General features: G+C 70.4%; 20 protein-coding genes, 1 tRNA gene and 2 pseudogenes. 17 read left to right on the forward strand and 6 right to left on the reverse strand.

The features are described from left to right. The first annotated feature begins 3 nt into the window (after positions 1–3). The 5 genes from GBA65_RS04985 (at position 4) to pyrF (ending at position 2,659) form a co-directional block, all read left to right on the forward strand. Entirely contained in the window at positions 4–264 is a 261-nt protein-coding gene (locus GBA65_RS04985) for a metal-sensitive transcriptional regulator (protein ID WP_166395641.1), read from the forward strand. 3 nt (positions 265–267) lie between these two features. Next, positions 268–822, forward strand: a complete 555-nt coding sequence (locus tag GBA65_RS04990; protein WP_166395642.1) for a hypothetical protein — start codon at positions 268–270, stop codon at positions 820–822. Between the two features lies 1 nt (position 823). Then, positions 824–1,237, forward strand: a complete 414-nt coding sequence (locus GBA65_RS04995) for an orotate phosphoribosyltransferase (protein WP_166395643.1) — start codon at positions 824–826, stop codon at positions 1,235–1,237. Between the two features lie 192 nt (positions 1,238–1,429). Beyond that, positions 1,430–1,702, forward strand: coding sequence for an HU family DNA-binding protein (locus tag GBA65_RS05000; RefSeq protein ID WP_166395644.1), 273 nt, complete (start codon positions 1,430–1,432; stop codon positions 1,700–1,702). A gap of 105 nt (positions 1,703–1,807) precedes the next feature. After that, positions 1,808–2,659: an orotidine-5'-phosphate decarboxylase gene (gene pyrF, locus GBA65_RS05005; RefSeq protein WP_166395645.1), complete on the forward strand. Its 852-nt coding sequence runs from the start codon at positions 1,808–1,810 to the stop codon at positions 2,657–2,659. Between the two features lie 204 nt (positions 2,660–2,863). Here pyrF and GBA65_RS05010 read toward each other — a convergent pair whose 3' ends face one another. Next, on the reverse strand, positions 2,864–3,436 hold the full coding sequence (locus GBA65_RS05010; protein WP_166395646.1) for a TlpA family protein disulfide reductase: 573 nt from the start codon (positions 3,434–3,436) through the stop codon (positions 2,864–2,866). A 418-nt stretch (positions 3,437–3,854) separates the two neighbouring features. Here GBA65_RS05010 and GBA65_RS05015 point away from each other — a divergent pair, with 418 nt between their 5' ends. The 10 genes and pseudogenes from GBA65_RS05015 to GBA65_RS05055 all read left to right on the forward strand — a co-directional run bounded on the left by GBA65_RS05015 (position 3,855) and on the right by GBA65_RS05055 (position 9,075). Further along, positions 3,855–4,013 carry a serine hydrolase gene (locus GBA65_RS05015; RefSeq protein WP_407691040.1) on the forward strand — a complete coding sequence of 53 codons (159 nt, stop codon included), beginning with the start codon at positions 3,855–3,857 and terminating at the stop codon, positions 4,011–4,013. A 17-nt stretch (positions 4,014–4,030) separates the two neighbouring features. Beyond that, positions 4,031–4,840: a D-alanyl-D-alanine carboxypeptidase family protein gene (locus tag GBA65_RS05020; RefSeq protein ID WP_166395647.1), complete on the forward strand. Its 810-nt coding sequence runs from the start codon at positions 4,031–4,033 to the stop codon at positions 4,838–4,840. A 40-nt stretch (positions 4,841–4,880) separates the two neighbouring features. Continuing rightward, positions 4,881–5,840 carry a 1-phosphofructokinase family hexose kinase gene (locus tag GBA65_RS05025; protein WP_166395648.1) on the forward strand — a complete coding sequence of 320 codons (960 nt, stop codon included), beginning with the start codon at positions 4,881–4,883 and terminating at the stop codon, positions 5,838–5,840. Positions 5,841–5,922: 82 nt separating this feature from the next. Further along, positions 5,923–6,233, forward strand: a pseudogene (gene trxA, locus GBA65_RS05030) (thioredoxin). 143 nt (positions 6,234–6,376) lie between these two features. Then, positions 6,377–6,667, forward strand: a complete 291-nt coding sequence (groES, locus tag GBA65_RS05035; RefSeq protein ID WP_166395649.1) for a co-chaperone GroES — start codon at positions 6,377–6,379, stop codon at positions 6,665–6,667. A 184-nt stretch (positions 6,668–6,851) separates the two neighbouring features. Beyond that, on the forward strand, positions 6,852–7,922 hold the full coding sequence (locus GBA65_RS05040; protein WP_166395650.1) for an N-acetylmuramoyl-L-alanine amidase: 1,071 nt from the start codon (positions 6,852–6,854) through the stop codon (positions 7,920–7,922). A 211-nt stretch (positions 7,923–8,133) separates the two neighbouring features. Continuing rightward, positions 8,134–8,310 (forward strand): annotated as a pseudogene (locus GBA65_RS26130) (hypothetical protein); the annotation flags it as partial. Positions 8,311–8,420: 110 nt separating this feature from the next. Further along, positions 8,421–8,528, forward strand: coding sequence for a hypothetical protein (locus tag GBA65_RS26135; RefSeq protein WP_407691065.1), 108 nt, complete (start codon positions 8,421–8,423; stop codon positions 8,526–8,528). Between the two features lie 61 nt (positions 8,529–8,589). Beyond that, the gene (locus GBA65_RS25020; protein WP_166395652.1) at positions 8,590–8,943 is read left to right on the forward strand and encodes an arginase family protein; all 354 of its coding nucleotides are present in this window, start codon (positions 8,590–8,592) and stop codon (positions 8,941–8,943) included. A 58-nt stretch (positions 8,944–9,001) separates the two neighbouring features. Next, positions 9,002–9,075 (forward strand) — tRNA-Pro (locus GBA65_RS05055). Between the two features lie 102 nt (positions 9,076–9,177). Here GBA65_RS05055 and GBA65_RS05060 read toward each other — a convergent pair. Beyond that, complete coding sequence (locus GBA65_RS05060) at positions 9,178–9,636, reverse strand: GNAT family N-acetyltransferase (RefSeq protein WP_166395653.1); 459 nt, start codon at positions 9,634–9,636, stop codon at positions 9,178–9,180. Positions 9,637–9,649: 13 nt separating this feature from the next. Further along, a complete protein-coding gene (locus GBA65_RS05065; protein ID WP_166395654.1) occupies positions 9,650–11,527 on the reverse strand; it encodes an ABC-F family ATP-binding cassette domain-containing protein in 1,878 nt (625 codons plus the stop codon). Between the two features lie 833 nt (positions 11,528–12,360). Between GBA65_RS05065 and GBA65_RS05070 the strand changes: the two genes are divergently transcribed. Both GBA65_RS05070 and GBA65_RS05075 read left to right on the forward strand, forming a co-directional pair. After that, positions 12,361–13,137 (forward strand): class I SAM-dependent methyltransferase, encoded by a 777-nt coding sequence (locus GBA65_RS05070; RefSeq protein WP_166395655.1) that lies wholly within the window; start codon positions 12,361–12,363, stop codon positions 13,135–13,137. Between the two features lie 122 nt (positions 13,138–13,259). Further along, positions 13,260–13,910 (forward strand): hypothetical protein, encoded by a 651-nt coding sequence (locus tag GBA65_RS05075; RefSeq protein ID WP_166395656.1) that lies wholly within the window; start codon positions 13,260–13,262, stop codon positions 13,908–13,910. Positions 13,911–13,951: 41 nt separating this feature from the next. Here the strand turns inward: GBA65_RS05075 and dtd are convergent, their stop codons facing one another. Genes dtd through GBA65_RS05090 form a run of 3 tightly spaced genes read right to left on the reverse strand, consistent with a single transcriptional unit; the run spans position 13,952 to position 15,521 of the window. Beyond that, positions 13,952–14,392 (reverse strand): D-aminoacyl-tRNA deacylase, encoded by a 441-nt coding sequence (gene dtd / locus GBA65_RS05080; RefSeq protein ID WP_166395657.1) that lies wholly within the window; start codon positions 14,390–14,392, stop codon positions 13,952–13,954. 3 nt (positions 14,393–14,395) lie between these two features. Beyond that, positions 14,396–14,782 (reverse strand): DUF2203 domain-containing protein, encoded by a 387-nt coding sequence (locus tag GBA65_RS05085; protein WP_166395658.1) that lies wholly within the window; start codon positions 14,780–14,782, stop codon positions 14,396–14,398. Between the two features lie 16 nt (positions 14,783–14,798). Further along, positions 14,799–15,521: a metallophosphoesterase family protein gene (locus GBA65_RS05090; RefSeq protein WP_207956163.1), complete on the reverse strand. Its 723-nt coding sequence runs from the start codon at positions 15,519–15,521 to the stop codon at positions 14,799–14,801. Positions 15,522–15,528: the final 7 nt, after the last annotated feature.

A 15,528-nucleotide genomic window follows, 5' to 3' on the forward strand; every position in this document is an offset into this window, starting at 1 on the left:
CATTTGCAGGAGTCGACAAAGGCCGACGTGGTCCGGCGCTTGAGGAGCGTCGAGGGGCACGTCCGGGGCGTCGCGAAGATGGTCGAGGGCGGGGACGTCGCCTACACCGACGTCGTCCAGCAGACGAACGCGATCTTCGCGGCGATCCGCCGCATCAACACCGTCCTCCTCAAGGACTTCGTGGAGGAGCGCGCCGGCGACGACGGCGCCTCCGACGAGCTCGTGAAGGACCTGATCAAGGCCATAGACCGCGTGGTGAAGTAGGCCGTGGGCAACGTTCACCCGCTCACCCTGCTCCTCGTCCTGCTCGGCGCCGTCCCGCTCGTCGTCGGGGGCGCCGGCCTGGCCTCCTTCTTCCTCCTCCGGTCCGGGTACGGCTACCTCGTCGGGGCGTGCTCCCGTTCCTCCTCTCCCTCCTCGTCGTCGGCGTCGTCGGCGCCGTGCTCGGGCGGGCGGCCTCCGGCAGGCGGCGGCAGGAAGGGGACCGAAACGAAGGGGCCGATGATGTATAGTCCCGCCCCTATGGAGCCCGGAAGAGCGCGAGGCGGCGAAGGAGACGCGGACCTGGCCGCGGTCGAGGAGAAGCTCGCGCGCCTCGAGAAGCTCGCGGAGAACCTGGAGACCGTGCCGGACGGCGAGATCACCGGCGTCCTGGAGGAGGCGACCGCCCTCCTCGGCGAGGTCAACGCGCGCATAGAGGAGGGCATACGGGCCTCCGAGAACGAGGCGAGGCAGCTCGGGGACCTTATCCGCGAGGTCGACTTCGGGCCCTTCGACAGGGCCCTGGAGGAGATGGAGCGGCCGCCGGGCGGGGGGCGGTAGGGTGGAGGGCTCCCTCGCCTCGCGCGTGCGCGACGCCGCCCTTCTGGAGGGCGACTTCGTCCTCTCCAGCGGCCGCCGCAGCCGCTTCTACGTCGACAAGTACCTCTTCTCCACGGAGCCGGGGCTCCTCCGCGACCTGGCGCGCGGGCTCGCCCGCAAGCTCCCCGAGGGCACGGCGAAGCTCGCCGGGGTCGAGCTGGGCGCCGTGCCGCTCGCGGCGGCGACCGCGCTGGAGACCGGCCTGCCCTACGTCATCGTGCGCAAGGAGGCGAAGGGCCACGGGGCCAACGCCGGCAGGGCGGTAGAGGGGCGCCTGGAGGCCGGCGAGGGGGTCGTCCTCGTGGAGGACGTGGTCACCACGGGACGCAGGTCCTCAGGGCCGCGGAGGTCCTGGAGGGCGAGGGGATCGAGGTAAGGGGTATAGTGGCCGTCCTCGACCGGAGGGGGGAGCGGGCCCCGCGCCTCGGCCCCTATCCGTTCGAGGCCCTGCTCGGGCTGCAAGATATAGGGCTCGGAAACGGGGATTGAGGCACATCTAGGCCTTTGGTATATTCCCCGGGATGTCCGGGAGGCCGGTACGGCAAAGATCCAAGGAGGCAACGAAGAAATGAACAAGACCGAGTTGATCCAGAAGATAGCCGACGAGGCCAACTCCTCCCGGGGAGATGCCCAGCGTTTCTTCGAGGCGTTCCAGGGCGTGGTCACCGACGCCCTCAAGGGCGACGGCGAGGTCCAGATCACGGGCTTCGGCAAGTTCTACGTGCAGAAGCGCGAGGCGCGCGAGGGCATCAACCCGCAGACCAAGGAGAAGATGAACATCGCCGCCTCGAAGGTACCGAAGTTCACCGCCGGCAACGCCCTAAAAGAAGCCATCAGGTAGCGACCTGACGGAAACCGGGCAGCTTATCTTCGAGCCGCGGGCCCGCCGGACCCGCGGCTTTTTGCTGCCCGGGGCCCCGCGCCCGGCCCGGACGGGCCCGCGCTAGTGGAGGCCCTCGTCGAGTCCGCCCGCCGCAAGGGGAGCGCCGTCGTCGTGGGCCTCGACCCGGCCCCCGGCCACCTGCCGCCCGAGATACGGGCCCTCGGCCTCCCCGAGCACCTCGCGGCCCGCGAGCTCTGCCTCGGCGTCCTCGAGGCCACGCACCCCTACGCCGCCGCCGTGAAGCTCCAGTCGGCGTACTTCGAGCGGCTGGGGCCGGACGGCGCCGCGGTCTACGCCGAGGTCCTCCGCGCGGCCGACGCCCTCGGCCTGCCGACGATAGCGGACGTGAAGCGCGGGGACATCGGCCCCGTGGCCGCCGCCTACGCCGAGGCCCACCTCTCCGTCTACGGCGCGACGGCCGTAACGGTCAACCCCTACATGGGCGAGGACGCCGTCGCCCCGTTTCTGGAAGAAGCGCGCGGGCTCGGGCGCGGCGGCGGGGCCTTCGTGCTCGTCGCGACCTCCAACCCCTCGGCCGAGGCGGTCCAGAACTCCTCCGAGCCGCCCCTCCACGAGGCCGCGGCGCGCCTCGTGGAGGGGCTCGGACGGACGGGGCCCTCCGGCTACGCGGACGCGGGCGCCGTCGTGGGCGCGACGCGCCCGGCCCTCGGGCGCAGGGTACGGGAGCTGCTGCCGCGCGCGCTCTTCCTCTCGCCGGGCTACGGGGCGCAGAGCGGCGACGCAGCAAGCGTGCGCGCCCTCCTCGACGAGCGCGGCGCCGGCGTGCTCGTGAACAGCAGCCGGGGCATCGTCCGGGCCTTCCAGGGGGCCCCGGAGGCGGACTACAAGAGCGCGGCGAGGGACGCGGCCCGCCGGATGCGCGAGGACCTCGCCGGGGCGGGCGTCAAGACCTAGGCTTCAGCGGCCCGACGACGAGGGACGGCGGCCGGCCCGAGAGCCGCACCACCTCTGATCCTCTCCGGGACCAACGCGGGCATCGCGGACCGCTCTAGGCCGGGGTGTGGCCCCCCGAGAGTTCGTAGGCGAGGGCGGCGATCGTAACGGCGATCGTCGCCAGCAAGACCAGTACACCGAAGATGCGGACTGCGTTCTCCTTCGTCATGCTCTCCTCTTCTTCTCTTCGACTCCGTGTGCCCTATCGGACCTCTCTTCGAGGACCCGGGTGAGCTCGTCCTCCATCTGCTCCCCGCTCCCCGGTTGCTCCTCACTGCCCAGGAGAAAGCCGTCCTGGACGAGCTTGACCTCGCCGTCCTCGATGAGGAACGACCTGGGTACCCTGGTGACGTTGTAGAGGGAGGTAAGTTCCCCCTTGCCGTCCAGCAGCACCGTGTAGGGGACGTCGGTGTCGCGGGGCGTACCGCCTATGTAGACGGCGGCGAACGAGACCCCCTCGTCCCCGTACTCGCGGGCCAGCTCGGCGAGCTCCGGGCGCGCCGCGACGGAATCCCTGTTGAACACGCTCCAGAACGTGAGCACGTAGACGCCCTCGTCCGAGAGCTCGAAGCTGCCACCGTCCTGGCGGCGTGCCTCGAACGTCTCCGCGGCCTCACCGACGTTCGGGGCGGGCCCCGGCAGCGTCAGGGTGCCCGTCGCGGTCTCCTCGCTCAAGCTGGATCGATAGAAGCCGGCGGCGATCAAGACCACCAGCAAGACCAGGCCGAGCCGCTTCACGGGCCCTGCCGGCCGGTTATGGGGGAGCAAGGGATACGCACAACGGAGCCATTGTAACGGTCCGCGGAGATGGTTTCCCGATCCCGGCCGCCGTCGTGGTTGGGCTTGTTCATGGGCACGGGCTTCTGTACCCTCGGGGACGCTTTGAACACCCCAGCCACGAAAAAGCGCCCGGAGACGCCCCCGGCCGGTCTCGCGAGCAGGCTCCCTCTAGCCTCCATCGTCCTGCTCGCGGTGCTTCTGCTCGCCGGCACGGGCGAGGCCCGTTCGCAGGAGACCACCACCGGGGCTCTCGGGGAGGCCCGGCGGAGACGGTCGCCGCCCCGCCGCCGCCCGAGGTCGCGGCGGGCGCCTGGGCGCTCGTGGACCTTCGGACCGGGGAGTACCTGGCCGGAGAAGGGAGGACAGGCGGCTGCCGATGGCCTCCACCACGAAGGTCATGACCGGGCTCGTGGCGTTCGAGATGGTCGAGGAGGGACGGGCGGACCTCGACGAGCCCGTCGTGATCTCGGCGGAGGCGGCGAGCTACGCCGTCCCCGCCTACAGCAACGTCGGCCTCTTCGCGGGGACGTCCTGAGCGTCCGGGAGCTCTTGATGGCCACCCTGATCTCCTCGGGCGACGACGCCGCCTACGCCCTGGCCGAGCACCTCGGCGGAGCCGGCGGGGGAGACGCGGGCGTCTCGCGCTTCGTCGCCATGATGAACGAGAAGGCCGGGGAGCTGGGCCTCCGGGACACCCGCTTCGAGAACCCGATAGGCTTCGACGCCGAGGGCCACCACACGACGGCGCGGGAGCTCGCCCGGACGACCGTCGAGGCGTACGGCTACCGGGGGTTCGCGGAGACCGTCGGCCTCGGGACGGCCTCGATCACCACGGCGGACCGCGAGATACCGCTGCAGAACACGAACGAGCTGCTCTTCTCCTACGAGCCCGCCATCGGGGTGAAGACCGGGACCACGCCCGCCGCGGGTCCCAGCCTCGTCTCCGCGGCCGAGTCCGGCGACGAGTCCTACGTCGCCGTCGTCCTCGACGACGAGGACCGCTTCGGCGACTCCGCCGAGGCCCTGGAGTACGGCTTCGCCGCCCACGACCGGCGGGAGGTCGTGCGCGAGGGCGAGCGCTACGCCGAGGCCCCGGTTCCGTACCGGCGCGACGAGGAGGTAGCGCTCGTCGCCGAGGGGCCCGTGACCGGGCTCGTCGGCGCGGGGGAGCCCGTGGAGCAGCGGGTCGAGGTCGTGGGGGAGCTGCCCCCGGAGGCGCGCCCGGGGACCCCTCTGGGCAGGGTCGAGGCCTACGTCGGCGGTGAGAAGGTAGGGGAGGCGAGGCTCGTCGCCGAGGGCGGGTACGAGGAGGCCTCCATCTTCAGGAAGGTGTGGTATACAGCGGGCGGGATCTTCGAGTAGGAATACCAAAGGCACCCTTTGGGGAAGGAGAGGTGCGGAGATGATCCTGACCGTTACCCTTAACGCCGCCGTCGCGCGTACCCTCGTCGTCCCGAGCCTGACCCTCGGCGAGCGCCACCGCTCGCCCGAGGGGATCTCGCTCGCGGGCGGCAAGGGCATAAACGTCGCCCGGGCCCTGCGCACCCTGGACGTGCCGGTCCTCGCGACGGGCCTCGTCGGCGGGCGCGACGGTGACGCCATCCGGGACGGCCTCTCCAAGGCGGCCATCCCGTTCGACCTCGTCGAGATGAGGAGCCCGTCTCGCACCTCCACCGCGATCGTGGACCCGACGAACGGCACGCAGACCGAGATCAACGAACGCGGCCCCGAGGTCTCGCCCGAGGAGGCCCGCGAGTTCTCCCGGCGCCTGGAGTTCCTCATGGAGTACGCGACGGCGGTCGTCTTCGCCGGGAGCCTGCCGGCCAACCTGGACGAGGGGTACCTCGCGGGGCTGGTGCAGAAGGCCCGCGACAGGGGGCTCTACACGGTCGTGGACGCCCCGCCGACGGTCCTCAAGGCCGCGCTCAAGGAGGTCCCCTCGCTCGTCAGCCCGAACCAGCACGAGGCCGAGAGCGCCGCCGGCTTCGACTTTATCGAGGAGGACGACTTCCTGCGGGGGCTGAGGCGCCTCGTCGAGCTCGGGGCCAGGGGGGCGTGCATCACCTCGTCCTCGGGCTACTCCTACCTCACGGCGGAGGGAGGGGTGGTCTCGGCCCGGGCGCCCGAGGTCGAGGCCCTCTCGACGATCGGGAGCGGCGACGCCTACCTCGCGGGCCTGCTGGCCGGCCTCCTGCACCGCAAGCTCACGCCGGTCGAGGCCGTGCGCCTCGCGGCGGGGTGCGCGGCGGCGAACGCCGAGTCCCTGGGCGCCGGGGTCTTCGAGGCGCGCCGCGCCGAGGAGCTCGCCGAGACCGTCCGCGTGGAGGTCTTCTCCGAGGTTTTCGACCGCGACACCGTGTAGCCGCCCCCCGCCGGGAACGGGAAGAGGGTCGTGTTAGAATCGCGTCGTCGTAAGAGACCGTTTGAAACCTGGAGGTATTCTCATGGCGGTTACCGACGTTACCGACGCGAACTTCGAGAGCGAGGTCCTGCAGGCCGACAAGCCGGTCATCGTGGACTTCTGGGCGCCGTGGTGCGTGCCGTGCCGGCGGGTCTCCCCGATCCTCGACGAGATGAGCGAGAGCCGCGAGGACGTGCGTTTCGTCAAGGTCAACGTGGACGACAACCCGCAGACCGCCATGAGCTACAGCATCACGAGCATCCCCACGATCACCCGCTTCGAGGCGGGCAGATCCAGAAGCAGGCCGTGGGCGCCCTGCCGAAGAACCAGCTCGCCGCCCAGCTCGGCTTGTAGGAGCGTCCGCCCGGGGACGATTGCCCTTCGCAACGGGCTCCGTTACAATCCCGGCCGTGTCAGGGTAGAGAGGCCCCGCGCCCCGGTGGGTACCGGGGCTTCGGGTCCGTAAGGAAATGGAAGAACAGAGGAGGCAGAATCCCATGAAGTTCAAGCCGCTAGGCGCACGCGCGCTGGTCCAGATGATAGAGCGCGAGCAGACGACGGCCTCCGGCATCGTGCTGCCGGACACCGCCAAGGAGAAGCCGCAGACGGCGAAGGTGGTCGCGGTCGGCAACGGCAAGACCGACAAGGACGGCAACACCGTCGCGGTCGAGGTCTCCGAGGGCGACGTCATCGTCTTCGCCCGCTACTCCGGCACCGAGATCAAGCTGGAGGGCGAGGACTACATGATCCTCGACGCCGACGACATCCTCGGGGTGGTCGAGGACTAGACCCATCAGGCTCGGGGGCTTCCACCAAACCGCGGCCCCCAGGCCCTTCGGGCGCCGGGCGATCCAGGACACGGACCGCCCGGCGCCTCGCTTTTTGGGCCCCTCGGCCGATCGCACCGTGCTCCTCTCCAACGGCTCAAGGACGTCGCAAGAAGATCCTCCGATGACGGGGGAGCGCTAGGCCGTGCGCGCCCTGCGCAGGGGAGACCGGGGGAGGGAGGTCGTGGACCTCCAGACCCGCCTGCTCGCCCTCGGCCTGGACCTCGGCAACCGGGGGATAGACGGCGTCTTCGGGCCCGTGACGGAGCTCGCGGTGAGGGCCTTCCAGCAGCGGATGGGCATCCTCGCGGACGGCTCCGTCGGGCCCATCACCTGGCGTGAGGTCTACGAGGCCGGCTACCGCCCGGGCGGGCGCCTCCTCTACCTGCGCCAGCCCCCGTTCAGGGGCGCCGACGTCACCGAGCTGCAGCGCATGCTCCACGACCTCGGCTTCGACCCCGGCGCCGTCAACGGGCTCTTCGACGAGCGGACCGCCCGCGCGACAAAGGAGTTTCAGCGCAACGCCGGCCTCGTCCCGGATGGCGTGATCGACGACGGGGTCTTCAAGGTCCTCAACACCTACGCGGCCCAGTCCCTCGGCACGCACCAGCTCCCGGACAAGAACGGCGGCTACTTCCCCGAGGACCTCTTCGCCGGCACGATCGTCGTCGACGCCGCCCACGGCGGGCGCGACGTCGGGTTCAAGTGCCCCAACGGGCTCACCGAGGCCGACCTGAACCTCGCGGTCGCCCAGGAGCTCGCCCAGATACTGCCCGCCCGCGAGGTGCTCCTGACCCGGAGCGGCGACGACGACGTCCCCAACTCCGACCGGGCCTTTCTCGCCAACTCCAGCCGGGCGAAGATGGTCGTCTCGATCCACCACGCCCACCACCACTCCCCGGAGGCCAGCGGCACCGCCGCGTTCTACTTCGAGCGCCTCGGCTACCGCTCGCACCGCGGCAGGATGGCCGCGACCTACGTCCAGAAGGGCGTGAGCCGGGCCCTGGAGACGGCCGACATAGGCGAGTTCGGCCGCTCCTACGACATCCTGCGCGAGACGAACATCCCGGCGGTGATGCTGGAGCCCCTGTTCCTCACGAACCCCGAGAACCTGGACCTCGCCTCGGACCCGTACTACCCCACAACCGTCGCCGAGGCCGTCGCCGGGGCCCTCGAGCTCTACGCCGGCCGCGACGCGGCCTTTATAGCGCAGTAGCCCGTGATCCGGGCCTACACCCACCCCTTCTGCGCCCGTCACCGCAACCCGAACTCCTCCGTCGAGAGGCCCGAACGCCTGGCCGCCGCCCTCGAAGGGGCCGAACGCGCCAGGGCCTCCGGCGTCGAGCTCTCCGCCCCCGAACCGGCGCCCCGGCAGGCTCTCGAGGCCGTCCACGACGCACGGTACCTCGAAGGCCTGCGCGCCCTCTCTGAGAGCGGCGGGGGCTACCTGGACGGGGACACGGCCACGAACGCCGACTCGTGGGAGGCGGCCGTCCTCGCGAGCGGGCCGCCGTCTCGGCGGTGGAGGCCGCGATGGGGGGACGCCGTCCTTCGCGCTCGTCCGCCCGCCGGGCCACCACGCGGGCGCCGGTTACGCGATGGGCTTCTGCCTCCTCAACCACGCGGCGGTCGCGGCGGCCCACGCCCGCTCCCTCGGGCCGAGCGGGTCGCGATCCTGGACTGGGACGTCCACCACGGCAACGGCACCCAGGACATCTTCTACGAGAGGGGGGACGTGCTCTACCTCTCCGTGCACCGGAGCCCCTTCTACCCGGGCACCGGCGGGCTCGGCGAGGTCGGGCGGGGGAGGGCCGGGGCATGACCGCCAACGTGCCGCTCCCGGCCCGCTCCGGCGCCGACCGCTACGCCGCGGCCTTCTCGGGGTGCTGCTGCCGGTCCTGAGGGAGTTCGAGCCCGGGGTGGTGATCGTCTCGGCCGGCTACGACGCCCACCGCGACGACCCGCTGGGCGGGATGGCCCTCGACGAGGGCTTCTTCGGGGAGGCCGCGGCTTCGGTGGCCGCCCTCACCCGCGAGATACCCCGTTGCGCCCCGCCCGCGCTCGTCCTCGAGGGCGGCTACGACCTCGCGGCCCTCTCCGGCTGCGTCGAGGCGACGCTCGGGGGGCTCGACGGCGCCGCCCCGCGGTGGGAGTACCGCGAGGAAGGGGCCCCCGCCCCGGTGCGGGAGGCACGCGAGGCGCTCTCCCCGTTCTGGGAGGGCCTCAGGCGGCGGTAGCCCATATCTCGGGCGGGCTGGTCAAAGCGGCTCCCTTCGGTATAATGTGCGACGCAGTCGGGACGTAGCGCAGCCTGGTAGCGCGCCTCGTTCGGGACGAGGAGGTCGGAGGTTCAAATCCTCTCGTCCCGACTAGCCCGGGGATGGTTCCCCGGATCTCTCCTACCCTTACCGCGACGTCGCGCCGCCTCGCCCGTGCTTCGAGCCTATCGATCCCCGCTGCCGGGCGGCGGCCTACGCCTCCGGCAACTCCTTGCGCATAAAGACCCGCCGGTACCCGTCGTCGAGGCGACGCTCGATCTCGCGGTAGCCCAACCTCTCGTAGAAGGCGATGTTCTCGGTCATCCGCTCGTTGGTGTAGAGGTGGATCTCCCGGGCGCCGCTCTCGTGGGCGAACTCCTCGGCGAAGCGCATCAGCTCGCGCCCGAGCCCCGACCCCTGGTACGACGGTCGCACGGCCACGTTCTCCACCAGCACCGCGTCCTCGAGCGGCCTCAGCACCAGGACGCCGGCGACGACGCTCCCGTCGACGAGCACGTAGACCTCGCCCGCCCGGATGAGGGCCGCGTAGTCCGCGAGCATGGGGGCGGGTTCCCTGCCGATCCTACCGACGTACTTCGAGTACGCGGCGCGGACGCAGGACGCCACCCGATCGTCCTCGCCGGCCCCGGCGAGCCTTATGCGGACGTTCACGGGCGCGGACCCCTTACAGGTCCACCTCTTCGGCCTCCTGCATGAGCTCCGTCCAGTCGTTGTAGAGGCCGTCGAGGAGGCCCTTGAGCTGGCGGTGCTCGGTGACGACCTCGCGGGAGCGCTTGCCGTCGGCGTAGAGCTCTGAGGTGGCGAGCTCCTTCTCCAGCTTCGCGACGCGGCGCTCGGTCGCGTCGATCTCGCCCTCCACGGCGACGAGGCGCGTGGCGACGATGTTCTGGCGCCCGTTGAGGCCGGGCCTGACCCTGCGGCGCGGGGCCTTGCGGCCGCCCTCCTTGACGTCGAGGCGGCGGTGGGCGCGGTAGTAGTCGTAGCCGCCGAGGTAGTTGCGCAGCTTCTTGTTGTCGAGCTCGACGATGCGCGTGGCGATCTTCTTGAGAAAGTAGCGGTCGTGGGAGATGAAGAACAGGGTGCCCCGGTAGCCCTTGAGGGCGTCTTCGAGGGCCTCGCGGGCCGGGATGTCCAGGTTGTTCGTCGGCTCGTCCAGGAGGAGCAGGTTCGCGCCGCTCACCACGATCTCCGCGAGGCTCAGGCGGCTCTTCTCGCCGCCCGAGAGCGAGGAGACCTTTTTGAAGACGTCGTCCCCGGAGAACAGGAAGGCGCCGAGAAGCTCGCGGGACTCGGGGGCGTCGAGTCCGGTCGCGTCCATCGTCTCCTCCAGCACGGTCTTCGTGCCTTCGAGGCGCGCGAGCTGCTGGTCCTGGTACTCCGCGACGACGTTGTTGCCGAGACGGACGATGCCGCCCCGCGGCTCGAGCTCGCCGGTGGCGAGGCGCATCAGGGTGCTCTTGCCGGTCCCGTTCGGGCCGAGCAGCGCGACCCTCTCGCCGCGCTCGACGACGAGCTGCACCTCGTCCAGCAGGGGCTCGCCGCCGTCGTAGCCGTAGGTGGCGTTCTCCATCTCCAGCACGACGCGCCCCGCCCGGGAGGTCTCGCCGGAGAGGTCGAGCTTCATGCCGCGCTTGCCGTTCTTCGGGCCCTCGACCTTCTCCATGCGGTCGAGGAGCTTCTGCTTGCTCTTCGCCTGCTTCGCCTTGGTGTTCTTGGCCCGGTTCTTCTCGATGAAGCGCTCGAGCTGCTCGCGTCGCTCCGAGTTCGCCTTGGCCTTGCGGGCGAGCTGCTCGTCGCGCGCCTTCTTCTCCGAGACGTACTTCGTGTAGTTGCCCGTGTAGCGGGTGAGCTTCCCGTCGTCGAGCTCCACGATCGACTCGGAGATCGCGTCCAGAAAGTACCTGTCGTGCGAGACGACGAGGACGGCGCTCTTCGCGTTCTTGACGAACCCCTCGAGCCACTCTATGGCGCGCAGGTCGAGGTGATTTGTAGGCTCGTCGAGGAGGACGAGGTCGGGCTCGGAGAGGAGGAGCTTCGCGAGCGCCACCCGGCTCTGCTCCCCACCAGAGAAAGAACCGACCGGTCGCTTCCAATCGTCGGGGTCGAAGCCGAGGGAGGAGAGCGTCGAGGCTACGCGGGCGCGGTACTCGTAGCCGCCGTCGCGGTCGAACTCGGACTGGACGCGCCCGTAGCGCTCCAGGACGGCGGGGGAGGGGTCCTCGGAGATTTTGGCTTCCAGCCCCTCGAGCTCCGCTTCGCGTTCGATCAGGGACGAGAAGGCCGAGAGGATCTCCTCCTCCACGCTGCGCTCGGAGCCGACGTAGAGGCTCTGCGACGTTACCCCGACCTTCGACCCCGCCACGTACTCGACGCTCCCGCCGTTGGGCTCGGAGGCGCCGGAGAGCACGTTCAGGAGCGTCGTCTTGCCCGCGCCGTTGCGGCCGACGAGGCCGATCTTCTCGCCCGCCTCGACGGACAAGCTGGCGCCGGAGAGGATCTTCAGGTCCCCCCCGTGGTACTTGACGATTTCCTTCGCTATCAAAACCTTCATGGCAACCAAATTCCCGAGTCGGAGAAGCTGAGTACGATTACGCCCGGAGCGAGCGAGCTCCATACGCCCCCATGCCGACGATCCCGTACATCCGGCGGCATTTGCCCGACCGGGACGCCTCGACCCACGAGGTCCGGCCGGCGGCAAGCGACGGCCGCAAGACTGTCTATCGGGTCTCTTCGAAGGGTGCAGAGCGGATTCTACGCTCCTTAGATTCTACCAGCCTTTTGTCCGCAGTCTCCCTACGGCAGAGGCGTCCGGGACGCCTGCTGGTCAGGTCGCGCCCGAGCCGTCGGTTCGTCTTGAGCCCCATGGCGTAGTAGCATTGGCAACAAGAAAACGACGTGAGAGGACCCAGGCGATGAGCGAAGAAGAGAAGGTAACCAGAGGTCGTTCCAAAAAGGATCCGGACGAGAAGCCTCCTGAGGACGAGGCTGGATCCCCGGGCCCCGGACCTATGGGGAGCGGCGACCCCGAGGCGGGCGAATCGGGGCCCATGGGTACCCGGAACGCCCGGACCAACGAGGACGCCGCCTCGCGCGACAGAGCAGACGAGGGCGACAGCTAGAGCCGAACCCTCCTTAGCAGCACAGGTCACACGGCGCCTGGCACCCCAGGTCCGCGACGCCCTCGCCGGAACCAGTGGAAGATGCCGGTGGAGCCCGGTACCCGCGTCGCGGGCCCTTCGCGCCACCGTAGGAAAGAGAAGGCCGTGATCTCGTGGTCCTCGACCGATGGTGGCCGTGTACCCGTCCCCGTGAAGGACACACGGCCGGGCGGGATCGGGGGCTCGCATAGCTAGACGCGACGGATCCAGAGGGCGCTTGACGCCGGCCGAGCGCGACGAGTACGAGGAAGACCTCATCGCCGTTTCGGACCGCGAGCTCGACCTCATCGGCGACGTCCGGGGCCTCGACGTCCTCTACGCCGGTGGCGCCTCCCCGCTCTGGCTGGAGGGCCTGAGCCTTCGCGTGGGCAGGCGCGGGACCGTCACCGCCCTCGACCACGACCGGGAGAAGGTCGAGGGGGCGCGAGAGCTCCTCGAGGACGCCGACCTCGAGGCCCCGGTCCACCTCTATGCCGGCGACGTCTTCGAACCGCCCTTCGCCCCGAGCTCCTTCGACCTCGTCTACTCGGCCGGCCTCTTCCACGAGCTCGACGTCTCGGAGGGGACGGCCGGCGAAGCCCTCGCGGCCCTCGCCGGGCTCGTCCGCCCGGGCGGCAGGCTCGCGACGAGCGATTTCGTCGACACGCTACCGGCCGTCCAGCTCGAGGACGAAGACCTCGACCGGGCGCTGGCGCGCGCCCTCTCGGGCTCTGAGCTCTACGGCATAGGCCCGCCGGAACGCCTCGTCGCGCTCCACGAGTCACTGCTCGAAGGCGTCGCATGGACGGTCTCGCCGCCCCGCCACATCCGCCACCTCGACGGGCTCGTTCTCGCCGGAGACGAACCCGACGGCCTGCGGCGACTCCCCGCCACGACGGCGGAGGGGCTCCGAAGGCGCCGCGCCGCCCTCCTCGAGCGCGTCCGGCGCGAAGGCTACACCCGCCCCGCCACCCTGTACCTGACCGGCACCCCGGCGGACCGCCGGCCGCGGTGACCCCCTGGCCGGGCTTCTCCATCCGAGGAGAGATCCGCAGAAAAACCCGGCCGCCGCACTTGATACTTCAGTTGCTTGAGGATATGGTCGAGATGGTGGTGTTACGAGCAAGGAGGAAGCATGTGTCTTCGTCGAACCTCGTCCGGCTGGGAGGCATGGCGGCGCTGGCGGCCGGCGCGTTGTTGCTGATCGGCGACCTCTGGACTCTCGTGCAGGCCCTGCGTTACGGTGACACCCTGCGGTTCAGCGAGGAGGCCTCGACCACCTCCTACGCCGTCGTCTCCGTCCTGTATCTGGTCGGGGCTTTGGTGCTCCTGATCGCGGCGGCCGGTTTGTATGCCAGGCACGAGGGGGCGTCCGGGTCGTTGGGGCTGATCGGCTTTCTGGCCGCCCTCGTCGGCACGGGCCTGATCGTGGGCCTGATGTGGGCGTTGACCTTTGTCGCCCCGAGCGCCGCGATCGAGGCGCCCGCCTTCCTCGACGCGGAGGAGACCGCGGGGCCGCTGAACGCGGGCTTCATAATCTCCGGGATATGTTTCGCGCTCTCCTGGGCGCTCTTCGGGCTCGCGATGCTCAGGGCGCGCGTGCTCCCGCGCGCGGCGACCGTCGCCCTCGTGGTCGGCGCCCTGCTAACCATCGCGCCGCTGCCCGCCTCCTCTCTCGTCCTCGACGCGGCGCTGGTCTGGATCGGCCTGATCGTGCTCAGGGAGAGGACGTCCGAGGCGTCCGCCAGCCGGACCGGCCGGGGTTTCCGCCAGCCGCAGGCGCACTAGCGCGCAGTTCTGCCGGGAGAGGTAGCCGGAACCGGTTCCGGCTACCTCTCCAGCACGATCGTGACCGGGCCGTCGTTCACCAGCGCGACGTCCATCATCGCCCCGAAGCGCCCGGTCCTTACGGAGCGGACCCCGGCGGCGCGGAGCCCCTCGCAGAAGTAGTCGAAGAGGGGGGAGGCCTCCTCCGGCGGGGCGGCGCCGACGAAGCTCGGGCGCTTGCCCTTACGCGTGTCGGCGAGCAGGGTGAACTGGGAGACGGCCAGAACCTCTCCGCCCAGCTCCCTGACGCTCCTGTTCATCTTGCCGTCCTCGTCCGCGAGGACGCGCAGGCCCGCCACCTTCTCGGCGAGCCAGTCGGCCTCGGCCTCGCCGTCGCCCTTCGCCACGCCGACGAGCAGCAAAAACCCGGGGCCAATCTCCGAGACGAGCTCGTCGCCGACCGTGACGGAGGCGCGGGCGACGCGCTGGAGCACGATCCTCAAGGCCTAGAGGGGCCGGCGGCCGGCGTAGCCCGCCTCGATCTCGTGCCAGAACCCGACCCGCTCCTCGGGTGGGCGCCAGCACAGGAAGACGACGCGGCCCTCCCGTGAGTGCGGGAAATCGAGGAGCCCGGAGTCGAGGTCCTTGAGGACGACGCCGAGCTCGGCGATGCGCCCGACGGCGAGGTGCAGCTTGTACGCGTCGACGCCGAACTCCGAGCCCTTCCTCCCCCCGCCGTTGCCCGACGCGGCCTCGACGATCGGCTGCAGGTCGGGCGCCTTCTCGCGCATCGCGTCGCGCCTGGCGCGCGCCTCGTCCAGGAGACCCTTCAACTCCGGCAGGAGGGCGTTCGCCTCTTCGACGGAGAAGAGCTTCCGGAACTCCGGCTCCACGCCCTCGGGGCCTCGTTCAGCGGCCCTGGGCGAGGCGGTCGGCGAGCATGCCGGGGAGGCCGGCGGCCCGGATCTTGGCCTGCGCCTTCTCGATGTCGTACTCGACGAAGCGGTAGGCGACCCTGACGCCCTCCGGCCCGTTCTCCGCGAGCGCGTAGGAGGCGAAGGTGTCCCCGTCGCGCGGCTGCCCCACGGAGCCCGGATTTACCAGGTACGGCCCGTCCGAGGAGAGGTCCAGGATCCCCTCCCCGATCCCCGATCCGTTCGGGGACGGGACGACGGTCTTGACGTGCGTGTGCCCGAAGAAGCACACCGCCACCGCGGGGTACTCCGCCCTCAACAGGGCGAGGTTCGCCTCGGCCGAGGCGCTGTTGATGATGTACTCGTCGGGGTCGCGGACGGAGCCGTGGACGAAGAGCGCGTTCCTCTCCTGGTGCATCCTGGGGCGGGTGAGCAGGAACGAGGCGTTCTCCTCGCTCAGGCGCTCACGCGTCCACTCCACCGCGGCGGCGGCGACCGGGTTGAACCACGCGAGGTCCGTCGAGAGGTCCGTCACGGCGAGGTCGTGGTTGCCCGAGATCACCGGCCTGTTCAGCGAGCGCACGAGGTCGCAGCACTCGTTCGGGTTCGCCCCGTAGCCTACGACGTCGCCCAGGCAGTAGACCGCGTCGACCGCCTCGGGCACGTCCGCGAGGACCGCCTCCAGGGCTTCCAGGTTCCCGTGGATGTCCGAGATCACCGCATAC

Origin of the sequence: Rubrobacter marinus, assembly GCF_011492965.1 — a bacterium.
In the GTDB taxonomy this organism is placed as follows: domain Bacteria; phylum Actinomycetota; class Rubrobacteria; order Rubrobacterales; family Rubrobacteraceae; genus Rubrobacter_F; species Rubrobacter_F marinus.

Excerpts from the sequence above, each read along its gene's own strand:
- GBA65_RS05000 (WP_166395644.1), top strand. The coding sequence starts at position 1,430 with ATGAACAAGACCGAGTTGATCCAGAAGATAGCCGACGAGGCCAACTCC.
- GBA65_RS05015 (WP_407691040.1), top strand. The coding sequence starts at position 3,855 with ATGGCCTCCACCACGAAGGTCATGACCGGGCTCGTGGCGTTCGAGATG.
- GBA65_RS05020 (WP_166395647.1), top strand. The coding sequence starts at position 4,031 with ATGGCCACCCTGATCTCCTCGGGCGACGACGCCGCCTACGCCCTGGCC.
- GBA65_RS05025 (WP_166395648.1), top strand. The coding sequence starts at position 4,881 with ATGATCCTGACCGTTACCCTTAACGCCGCCGTCGCGCGTACCCTCGTC.
- groES (WP_166395649.1), top strand. The coding sequence starts at position 6,377 with ATGAAGTTCAAGCCGCTAGGCGCACGCGCGCTGGTCCAGATGATAGAG.